The organism is Staphylococcus sp. Marseille-Q1834 (assembly GCF_916858875.1).
GTDB classification, from domain to species: domain Bacteria; phylum Bacillota; class Bacilli; order Staphylococcales; family Staphylococcaceae; genus Staphylococcus; species Staphylococcus pragensis.
The window spans coordinates 462,772-473,911 of record NZ_CAKASN010000002.1; the positions used below are offsets into that span (position 1 = coordinate 462,772).

Genomic DNA, 11,140 nt, shown 5'->3' on the forward strand with positions numbered 1-11,140 from the left:
ACAATTATTTTTTGTAAGCTAATAATTGTTTTACGCGTTTCATATCGCTTTTAGAAACTAATTTAGCTTTACGTAATTTACGTTTTTGTTTAGTGTTTTTGTTTGCGAATAAGTGAGATGTGAAAGCTCTTGAACGTTTTAATTGACCTGAACCAGTTCTTTTAACACGTTTAGCTGCTCCACGGTGAGTTTTCATTTTTGGCATGATTCATTTCCTCCTACTAATTATGAATTATTTTTCGTTTACAGGCGCTAACATGATAAACATTTGACGCCCTTCCATTTTAGGTTTTTGTTCAACAGTTGCAATATCTTTACATTCGTCAGCAAATTTCTCTAATACACGTTGACCAATTTCTTTATGCGTAATCGCACGACCTCTGAAACGAATTGAAACTTTACATTTATCGCCTTTAGATAAGAATTTGCGTCCGTTTTTCAATTTAGTTTGGAAATCGTGTTCCTCAATTGTTGGACTTAAGCGAATTTCTTTAACGTTGATAACTTTTTGTTTCTTTTTCATTTCTTTTTCTTTTTTCTGTTGTTCGAATTTGTATTTACCGTAATCCATGATTCTCGCAACAGGTGGCTTAGCATTTGGAGCTACTACCACTAAGTCTAATTCTACACGTTCAGCCATTTCTAAAGCTTCACGTTTAGATTTAACACCGATTTGGTCTCCGTTTTGGCCAATGACACGTAATTCTTTTGCACGAATTTTTTCGTTAACTTGCGTTTGATCTTTTGCTATGGTTGACACCTCCCAAAATTTTACGAAATGTTCCAAGTAAAAAGAGCGGACGTATAACGCCCGCTCTTCACTCATACACAATAAATGTGTGACATGATTAACCTGCCAACTGCCTAAAGCGTCGCTACAGGTGAGAAACGGGTGTTTCTACTTGGTTCGTTTCGTATTCAACGTTAATAATCATATCAGCATTTATCATGTAAGTCAACAATTATTTTTTATCTAATGATGTTTAATATCATCCATTTTAACATCTTGACGTAAATCCACTTTATCAAGCGGTATTAATTTTGTTTTATATCTAATTTTATGGTAGATATAAAATGCTAAAAATACTGGAATACCCATGTAAGTAATAACAAAGCGATTTAAATCAAAATGCCCTGTTTTAATAAAATCTACGTCTTGTCCAATAATAACAATCACACATAAAATCCCTGCAAATATAGGACCAAATGGGAACCATTTAGCTTTATATTTTAATTCACTCTTATTATGGTGTTGTCTATCAAAGGCTCTTCTGAATCTATAATGACTAATGGCAATACCAACCCATGCAATAAATCCAGTCATACCACTTGCTGCAACAATGTATTCATATGCGCCACCGCTAAGCTTTTGAACTAAGAAAATAACAATAACTAACACGCCTGTAGCAACTAATGCTAAATATGGCACACCGTGTTTATTCGTTTTACCAAAAGTATCAAATGCTAATTTATCTTTACTCATTGAATATAACATACGTGTTGAAGCGTACATACCTGAGTTACCAGCAGATAAAACTGAAGTTAAAATAACTGCGTTCATGAATGAAGCAGCAAAAGCTAAACCAGCATTTTTAAATACAAGTGTGAATGGAGAAGTTGCGATACTGTCATCTCCACCCATTAAAGCATTACTATCATAAGGAATTAACATACCAATTACAAAAATGGCTAAGATGTAGAATAATAAAATTCTCCAGAATACTTGTTTAATTGCTTTAGGAACAGCACGTTCTGGATTCTCAGATTCACCAGCAGTAATACCGATTAATTCAGTACCTTGGAAAGAGAAACCTGCTACAAGGAATACACCTAAAATAGACAATAAGCTACCGCCAAGGTTGCCTCCTAAGATAGGACCCTCGCCTTTCGTGAATGTTTCAAATCCTACAAACTCGCCACCCATAATACCTAAAATTGTTAGTAAGCCTATAATGATAAATATGATAACTGTTACTACTTTAATTAATGCAAACCAATATTCACTTTCACCATACACTCTTACTGATAAAGAGTTAAGGGCAAAAATAATTACTAAAAAGATACAACTCCATAACCATGCAGGAATACTAGCCATAGGAGTCCAATATTGAATAACTTGAGCAGCTATTGTGACATCTGCTGCTACTGTAATTACCCAGTTAAACCAATAATTCCATCCTAAAGCAAATCCTAATGATGGATCCACAAATCGAGTGGCATATGTACTAAATGATCCTGATACAGGAAGATAAGTTGCCATCTCACCTAATGAAGTCATTAAGAAAAATACCATGGCACCAATAATAGCATATGCAATTAATGCACCAAGTGCACCTGCATCATGAATAGCGCCTCCAGATGTCATAAATAAACCTGTACCTATACATCCTCCCATTGCTATCATGGATATGTGACGGTCTTTTAAACCACGTTTGATGCCGTCATCTTGATTTTTGACTTTACTCATAGAAGCTTCCTTTCCTACAGTAGAGGCTAACTAGAAACATTTTATTTGCTATGTGTTGATAATTAACTTATCAAATTTATATTTTACTTTTATTTATGTAAAATTAAAAATCGAAATAAAAAAAGCTGCATACCTTAGAGATATGCAACCTTTTGCTTAATCTATATCGGTAGCACATCACAAATTGTGACAGTACAGTTTCTATTCGATAACTGTCCCAACAAATGATAATTATGGTTATCATTCATTTCGGCAACTTTACCTTTCACTCTTTCAACGTACGTTCCATAACAACTTCTGAAGAGTTACTGATCAAAGTTGCAACCTCTAACTCATTTTTTTATTTTAACTAATTTGTAATATACATTAAGCATCCATTTTTATCAAGACTATCTACGTTTTTTTAAACGAATTTCATCGACTAAATTCCAAATAAATTCATCTTTTTCAACAGTTTCTTGATCTTGTGAACCGTATTTACGTACATTCACTTCGTTATTCTCAACTTCTTTATCCCCTACAACGATTTGATAAGGAATTTTTTGCATTTGTGCTTCACGGATTTTATAACCCATTTTTTCATTACGATCATCGATTTCTACGCGAACGCCTTGAGATTTTAATTCATCTTGAAGATTTTTCGCATAATCGTAATGTAAATCAACATTTACAGGAATAATCTCAACTTGTTTTGGTGCTAACCAAGTTGGGAATGCCCCTTTAGTTTCTTCAGTTAAGAAAGCTACAAATCGTTCCATAGTTGATACAACACCACGGTGGATAACTACTGGACGATGGTTTTCGCCGTCACTACCAATGTAATTTAATTCAAAACGTTCAGGTAATAAGAAGTCAATTTGAGCAGTTGATAAAGTCTCTTCTTTACCCATTGCTGTTTTAACTTGAACGTCTAACTTAGGACCATAGAATGCCGCTTCACCAATTGCTTCAACATATGGTAAGCCCATTTCATCAACCGCTTCTTTAAGCATTGATTCAGCTTTATTCCACATTTCATCGTCATCCATGTATTTTTCTTTATCGTCTGGATCTCTATAACTCAAACGGAAAGTATACTCTTCGAAGCCGAAGTCTTTGTATACATCTTGAATCATGTGTACAACACGTTTAAATTCATCTTTGATTTGGTCTGGACGAACAAAGATATGAGAGTCATTTAAAGTCATACCTCGTACACGTTGTAAACCTGATACAGCGCCACTTGCTTCATAACGGTGCATAGTACCTAATTCGGCGATACGAATTGGTAACTCACGATATGAATGTGGTCTATTATTGTAAACCATCATATGATGAGGACAGTTCATTGGGCGTAATACCATTTCTTCTGTTTCATCTAATTTCATAGGTGGGAACATATCGTCTCTATAGTGATCCCAGTGACCTGAAGTTTTGTATAATTCAACATTCGCTAACACTGGAGTATAGACGTGATCATAACCCATACTTACTTCTTTATCTACAATATAGCGTTCGATTTCACGACGAATAGTAGCACCATTAGGTAACCATAAAGGTAATCCAGCACCTACTAATTGGTTGTTAGTAAATAATTCTAAGTCTTTACCGATACGACGGTGATCACGTTCACGACGTTCTTCTAACATTTGTAAATGCGCTTTTAATTCTTTCTTATCGAAAATTGCAGTACCGTAGATACGTTGTAACATTTTATTATCACTGTCACCACGCCAATAAGCACCAGCAGTTGATAATAATTTAAATTCTTTAATTTTTGAAGTAGATGGTACATGTACCCCTCTACATAAATCTGTAAATTCACCTTGAGAATATAAAGTTACATTTTCATCTTCAGGAATTGCATCAATTAATTCTAATTTATAAGGATCATCTTTAAAGAAGTCTTTAGCTTCTTCTCTAGAAACAACTTTACGTTCGATTTTATGATTTTCATCAACAATTTGTTTCATTGTTTTTTCGATTTTTTCAAAATCATCAGATGACACTTTTTCATCCATATCAAAATCGTAATAGAAACCGCCCTCAATAACTGGACCTACACCAAATTTCACATCACCATACAAACGTTTTAAAGCTTGTGCCATTAAGTGAGCAGTAGAATGACGTAAAACTTCTAAAGCTTCCTCACTTCCAGGTGTAACGATTTCAATTTCACCATCTTCTTCTAATGGTCTTGTTAAATCAACCATTTGTCCATTAAATTTACCCGCTACAGCTTTTTTTCTTAATCCAGGACTAATTGATTGCGCGATATCTTCAGTAGTAGTTCCTTTATCAAACGCTTTTGAATTGCCATCTGGGAATTGAATATTAATTTGATCCATTATATAACCCTCCAATTATAAATTCTATTATCGTTGAAAATTAAAAAAACTCGCCCCCTAAAAAAGGGACGAGTTCGTCGCGGTACCACCCTAGTTATTTAGTAAGCACTAAATATCTCTACATAAGATAACGGTCTTGAGCCGGGCACTAATTACTAGCACCTTAAAATGAAGGAGTAACAATTTAATATATTAGCTAAATTCACACCATACATTAGCTCTCTGTATAATATAAATTAAATTATCATATCTTCATTAATTTCAACGATTTAGATTTAAGTTTATTATACATCACTTATTGTAAATTTCAATTGTTTCGTAAATTTTCTCCGTCTAAATAATACGCATTCGTTAAACTCTTAATTCTTTCGACAATTCTAGCCGCTTTAGTTTGCTCAGCACCTTCACGTGTATTAGCTAAATGGTGCTCTAGTTCATCTAAATTTAAATTTGAAGAAAAGAATGTTGGTAGTTCATGCACCATGCGATAGTGAAGTAAAGGGCCAATAACTTCATCTCTTACCCATGGTGTCACTTCTTCAGCTCCAATGTCATCTAACATTAAAATATTAGCTTCTCTAATGCGTTGCAATTTTTTCTCATAACTTCCATCTTTGAATCCACTTTTTAATGTACGTATATATTCTGGAAGATAAACAATTGTAGATGGAACGTTTTTAGATTTTAATTGATTCGCTATCGCGCCTAATATAAACGATTTACCCGTTCCAAATGGTCCATGAATATATAGTCCTTTAACATTTTCCTTGTTCACTAACTTTTTACAAATATCATTAACCGCCATTGCAATATCTAAGCGATGTCTTCCGTTTGTATAAATATCTTTAACCTTCGCATTTAAAGTATCACGTTGCATATGATGAGCAGTAATGAGTTGAGAATTAATACGTGCCTCATCATGTTTAATTTTGCATGGACATTGTTTATATCTAATTTTTATGCGTTCATTTTCAATATAGAGTTCAGGTATATGCCCTTTAACGAAATTCGGACAATGTTCATAATCATGCCCATCATAATGCTTTTGTTGGTCTTTATACTCTTGTAGTATATTTAAATCATTATCAATCATTTTATTCGTCAATTCTGATTGATGCTGAGTTAAAAAATGTTTAACGTCTTCATCATTTAAAACTTGTTGCTTTATCTTAGCAATTCGGCGTTCTAATTCATTGTTTGTTCCAATGATACTACTAAAAGATTTCATCTAATCCTCCTCCCAGTCTTGAGCTAGTTGAGCACGAAAAGCTTCTCTATCTTTCTCAAGTTGTTCATCATTATCTTCTTTCTTAGTCGTTGATTGCTGTCCTCTATTTTGTAGCCATTTTGGTGTTTTCTCTCTTGAAACAATTTCACGATGTTTCGAATAGCGTCGACGTGACTGATTTGAATTATAAATTTTAGAAGAACTATCTTCATTTGTTTTTAGAGCATAATTATATGCTTGCTGAGCTGTTTTAATGCCTAACTTTTTCCAGTTTGAGGCAATCTCAAATATATAAGTTTTAGGAAGCTTCATATCATTTTTAAGCATGACAAATTGTAGCAGAATGTTAATAACACCAAATGACAATTTTTCGCGTTCTATTAATTCTTCAATCATTCTTTTTTGTTGTAAAGTTGGCTCAGATTCTGACCATGATGAAAGCATATCAATTGGACTCGTTTGTTCTAATAAATCAAACCATTCATTAGTAGATGTTTTATCATCTTTTAGCGCATTCTCATTTTGCGTCTCAGGTAATGATTGATGACTATCACTCGTTTTCACTTGCAATTCAGGAAGCTGCTGATTATGTTCTATTAAATAATAGGAACGAGCATGCTTTCTCATATCTTCAAAAGAAAGTTGTTGATTACTTGTAATTGAGTTCAGAATGATGCGTTTCATTGAATCTGGCGTTAAGCCGTATAATGTAGCTAACTGAATAATTAATTGACGTGCTTCTTTATTAAGAATTTCACTACTAATAAAATGCGTTTGCAACATTTCTTTTAGCATATCAAAATCAAATGTTTCATTTGATAAATCGATACCTGAATAACTAGATTCTTTGATTATTGGAGATGAATCTACACTTATATTATTTTGAGGCACTTTAAAAACATCGGTAAATTTACGTGTCACTTGTTGAAACCCTGCTAAATTAGGTTCATTCTTTTCAAAATAAGCTTTTAAACGCTTATATCTTTTATTATCTACTTCGTTGTATAGATAAACAGACAACATCGGATCATTAAAGAATTGATATGCTGTTGGTGGTTGAATGAGTTCATAAATAAAGAAAGATTGTTCATGACTATGTTTCACATACGTCTTAATTAAACCAATTGCTTCTAATGCATCCATGGACTTTCTAAACTCTAATAAATTGATCTTTAATTCGTTCATGATAGTGTAGTGCGTCAGTGCTTCACTTATTGATTCATTTACAAATTGATTCATGTAATGATAAACACCAATCGCTTGCGTACCAATTAGTGGAACATATAAACGATTTAGTATATCTAAATGATTATGATTAAAGAAAAAATAGCGATAAACTTCAAACCCATCGTGAGGTCTTAAACCATATTCATAAGATTGCAAACTCATTTATGAATCACTCCGTTTATTTTCATTCAATATACCTTGCATAGAGGCCAGTAATTGGTCTACATCTTTAAATTCTTTATACACAGAAGCGAAACGCACATAGGACACTTGATCCACATGCATAAGTAAATTCATCACATGTTCCCCAATATCTCTAGATGAGATTTCAGTATGACCTGTGTCACGCAATTGCCATTCAACTTTATTAGTAATATCTTCCAGTTGTTGATAACGTACAGGTCTTTTTTCACATGACCTTACAAGTCCATTTAATATTTTTTCTCTTAAAAATTGTTCACGTGTGCCATCTTTCTTCACAACTATAAGCGGACTAACTTCTATATGTTCAAATGTCGTAAAACGAGTTCCACAATTTTCACATTCACGTCTTCTACGAATTGCATTAGCTTCATCAGCATGACGTGAATCAACGACACGTGAATGCGTTGAATTACATTTTGGGCATTTCATATCTTTCACCCTCTTGAATAGATTATGCTTCATTATACTATAAATGCAATTGAGACAAAAGAAGTCGACTTATGAGCTATAATACCAAATCTGTATTTATTTCAACTAAAATTGGTATTATATATCTTAACCTTATTTATTTTACTTATATTGATGCTATACAATGTCCAATAATTGAAAATAAAAAATTTGTACTCCCTTAGATAACTATTCCAAACACTCTTAAACTTCAGATGAGTAAATATACCTTCAAAAGTTTACATAATAATTTTAAATTAAACTTAAATCTTATTAGTAGTTCTGAAGTGAGTGATGAAGTGTAGTTGTGCAGACGCCTAATAAAAAAAGTATCGAGTGATTCATACACAAGCCTTTTCCACCGAAAAAGCACCACTACTTAACAAATAAACACCTACCTAATAACTACAAATACATGTAAAAAATAAAACTGCCGGCAAAGATCAATACTTTGTCGACAGTCTGACTCATTTCCCTTATGAATAAGAATTGAGATTATTATATATAATTAGTTAGCAGGTACTGCATTTTCAGAAGCAATTAAATTACCAATTTGTTCAGCAACTTCAACTACTCTATTTGAGTAACCCCATTCATTATCATACCAAGCAATAACTTTAACTTTATTGTCACCCATAACGATAGTGTTTTGAGCATCAACAATAGCTGAGTTAGGATTAGTATTAAAATCAACAGATACTAATGGTGCGTCCTCAACATCTAAGATACCCTCTAAACCAGCATTACGGAATGCATCGTTCACTTCATCCACTGTAACGTTCTTCTCTAAATCAACAACTAAGTCTACTAAAGAAACGTTTTTAGTTGGCACACGTAAAGCAAGACCATGTAATTTACCTTCTACTTCAGGTAAAACTTCTTTTAATGCTTTAGCAGCACCAGTAGAAGTTGGAATGATACTTTCGTTACATGAACGCGCACGACGTAAGTCTTTATGTGGATTATCAATGTTATTTTGGTCGTTAGTAATAGCGTGAACTGTTGTCATTAAGCCATTTACAATACCAAATTTATCATTTAACACTTTTGCAACTGGACCAATACAGTTTGTTGTACAAGAAGCATTACTGAAAATGTCATATTCTTGAACATCTAATTTATCGTCATTTACCCCTTTAACAATCATTTGAACGTGGCCACCTTTTGATGGACCAGTTAATAATACTTTTTTAGCGCCAGCATTAATATGGCTGATTGCTTTATCTCCATGATTGAATTTACCTGTAGCTTCAATGACGATATCAATATCTAAATCTTTCCAAGGTAAGTTTTCTGGATTACGATCTGACACTAATTTAATATCATGACCATCTACACGGATACCATTTTCAATTGGTTCTACTTTTTTATCGTATCTACCGTGAGTTGTATCATAATTAATTAGATGCGCAATTGTTTCTGGTGGATAGCTAGCATTGATTGCTACTACGTTTAAGTTATCTTTATGTAATGCAATTCTTAATACCATTCTACCGATTCTACCCATACCATTAATTGCTATATTTGTTGACATTTAAAGCACCCCTTGATTGTTTGTTTATATGTTATACTTTATAAAATTAGTGTAACATAATTATTTGAATTTGAAAGCGTTTTCCACTAATTTAAATATTTTATTTTTATATAACTTTAATAAGTTTTAGTTATTAAAAAAATCTTAGCGAAAAGTGTTATGATTAATAACTTCTTTTTCACTAAGATTTGGGGCTTAAAATTATTCTTTATTTAAAAATCCTTGTTCAGTTAATAAATTTTCAACATTTTGTTTTAATTCAAGTTTGTCTCCAAGATTATCTATGACATGATCTGCCATTCTGCTTTTTTTATCAATTGAAATTTGACTATATACTCTTGCTTTAGCATCTTCCGCAGTCAAATTATTACGTTCCATTAAACGATCAATTTGAACACTTTCTGAAGTATATACTAACCAAACTTCATCTACTGTATCTTGTAAGTCATTTTCATATAGAAGCGGAATATCCATAATTACATTATGACCTTGTTGTAAATATTCATGTTTTTCTTCTTCCATAATTTCTCTTACAATTGGATGCACGATTTTATTTAATTCGAGGCGTTTTTCAGGATGATTGAACACGAGTTCTCCCATGTATTTACGATCCATTTCACCTTCTTCAGTAATTGCTTCCTCACCAAATTGCGCTCTAACTTGTTCTAGACCTTTTGAACCTTTAGCAACAGCTTTACGCGCTGCTATATCCGCATCTACAATTTTGAAGCCATATGCAGTTAAAAGTTCAGAAACTGTAGATTTACCTGTTGCTATACCACCTGTTAACCCAATCACTTTAGGCATAAATATCACCACTCATTTCTATTTCTGACACTGCGGGCAGAAATGACTATTTCTAGCTGCTACTACTTTTTGTTCTATGTCATGCCCACATACATTACATTTACTTTGTTTATACACATTTAAATGAAGTTGCATTTCTCCAGTTTTACCATCTGCATGTCGATAATCTGAAATGCTAGTACCTCCATTATCAATACCCTCTTTTAGAACTTCTTGAACATAATAGAACACCATTTTACGTTCAAGTTCAGTTGTATCTTTAACTTTTCTTGAAGGATGAATTCCCGCTCTAAACAGCGCTTCACACGCATAAATATTGCCACAGCCAGCGACAATCTTATGATCTAATAACATCTGTTTAATTGGCTTATTCTGTACTTTTTTTTGATTTAAATAATCTTTAAAATGTTCAAACGCTTCATCATCAAACGGTTCCGGCGCTATTTCTAAAAATGAAGGATAATCTTCAAAGGAAGCTAAATTACGAATTTCTCCAAATCGACGTATGTCTGAATAGACAAGCTTTTTGCCATTATCTAAGTGAAAAATAACATGCCAATGTTTTCTATAATTAGGTGTCGTTATTTCAGATAATTGATTAACGATGAAAACCCCACCTGCCATACCTAAATGGCTTAATAAAATACGTTCATTATTATTTTTCTCGATATTAAATACGATATATTTACTACGACGTTGAATTTTTTTTAATGTATAACCTTCACTATTTAAACAGAAACCATCTAGATTTATCCCTTTAATGATAGTTTCTTTACCTTGGCGTTTCCCTTCAATTACTTTTTTTGAAAAGGTTACACTTTTAATAGTAGCATTTTTAATATATGGTTCTATACCTCTTTTAACATGTTCAACTTCTGGTAATTCTGGCATTTCAATTT

The 11,140-nt window shown here is 32.8% G+C and carries 9 protein-coding genes, 1 pseudogene, 1 riboswitch and 1 other annotated feature; all 10 genes and pseudogenes read right to left on the reverse strand.

Annotated features, from left to right (window positions below; genetic code table 11):
* Positions 1 to 4: 4 nt before the first annotated feature.
* The gene (rpmI, locus tag LIX58_RS11425) at positions 5 to 205 is read right to left on the reverse strand and encodes a 50S ribosomal protein L35 (RefSeq protein ID WP_002448990.1); all 201 of its coding nucleotides are present in this window, start codon (positions 203 to 205) and stop codon (positions 5 to 7) included.
* 27 nt (positions 206 to 232) lie between these two features.
* The gene (infC, locus tag LIX58_RS11430) at positions 233 to 760 is read right to left on the reverse strand and encodes a translation initiation factor IF-3 (RefSeq protein ID WP_126567071.1); all 528 of its coding nucleotides are present in this window, start codon (positions 758 to 760) and stop codon (positions 233 to 235) included.
* A 22-nt stretch (positions 761 to 782) separates the two neighbouring features.
* Positions 783 to 910: a sequence feature (ribosomal protein L20 leader region), on the reverse strand.
* 63 nt (positions 911 to 973) lie between these two features.
* A complete protein-coding gene (locus tag LIX58_RS11435) occupies positions 974 to 2,467 on the reverse strand; it encodes an amino acid permease (RefSeq protein ID WP_226386334.1) in 1,494 nt (497 codons plus the stop codon).
* A gap of 162 nt (positions 2,468 to 2,629) precedes the next feature.
* Positions 2,630 to 2,805, reverse strand: a riboswitch (Lysine riboswitch).
* A gap of 51 nt (positions 2,806 to 2,856) precedes the next feature.
* On the reverse strand, positions 2,857 to 4,794 hold the full coding sequence (gene thrS, locus LIX58_RS11440; protein WP_226386335.1) for a threonine--tRNA ligase: 1,938 nt from the start codon (positions 4,792 to 4,794) through the stop codon (positions 2,857 to 2,859).
* A gap of 307 nt (positions 4,795 to 5,101) precedes the next feature.
* The gene (dnaI, locus tag LIX58_RS11445; RefSeq protein WP_126567074.1) at positions 5,102 to 6,022 is read right to left on the reverse strand and encodes a primosomal protein DnaI; all 921 of its coding nucleotides are present in this window, start codon (positions 6,020 to 6,022) and stop codon (positions 5,102 to 5,104) included.
* 209 nt (positions 6,023 to 6,231) lie between these two features.
* Positions 6,232 to 7,411: pseudogene (locus tag LIX58_RS11450) on the reverse strand (replication initiation and membrane attachment family protein); the annotation flags it as partial.
* A complete protein-coding gene (nrdR, locus tag LIX58_RS11455; RefSeq protein WP_126567076.1) occupies positions 7,412 to 7,882 on the reverse strand; it encodes a transcriptional regulator NrdR in 471 nt (156 codons plus the stop codon).
* A gap of 526 nt (positions 7,883 to 8,408) precedes the next feature.
* Positions 8,409 to 9,434 carry a type I glyceraldehyde-3-phosphate dehydrogenase gene (gene gap, locus LIX58_RS11460; RefSeq protein WP_126567077.1) on the reverse strand — a complete coding sequence of 342 codons (1,026 nt, stop codon included), beginning with the start codon at positions 9,432 to 9,434 and terminating at the stop codon, positions 8,409 to 8,411.
* A 201-nt stretch (positions 9,435 to 9,635) separates the two neighbouring features.
* Positions 9,636 to 10,241, reverse strand: coding sequence for a dephospho-CoA kinase (coaE, locus tag LIX58_RS11465; protein WP_154837462.1), 606 nt, complete (start codon positions 10,239 to 10,241; stop codon positions 9,636 to 9,638).
* 18 nt (positions 10,242 to 10,259) lie between these two features.
* Positions 10,260 to 11,132: a bifunctional DNA-formamidopyrimidine glycosylase/DNA-(apurinic or apyrimidinic site) lyase gene (mutM, locus tag LIX58_RS11470; protein WP_226386336.1), complete on the reverse strand. Its 873-nt coding sequence runs from the start codon at positions 11,130 to 11,132 to the stop codon at positions 10,260 to 10,262.
* Positions 11,133 to 11,140 lie beyond the last annotated feature (8 nt).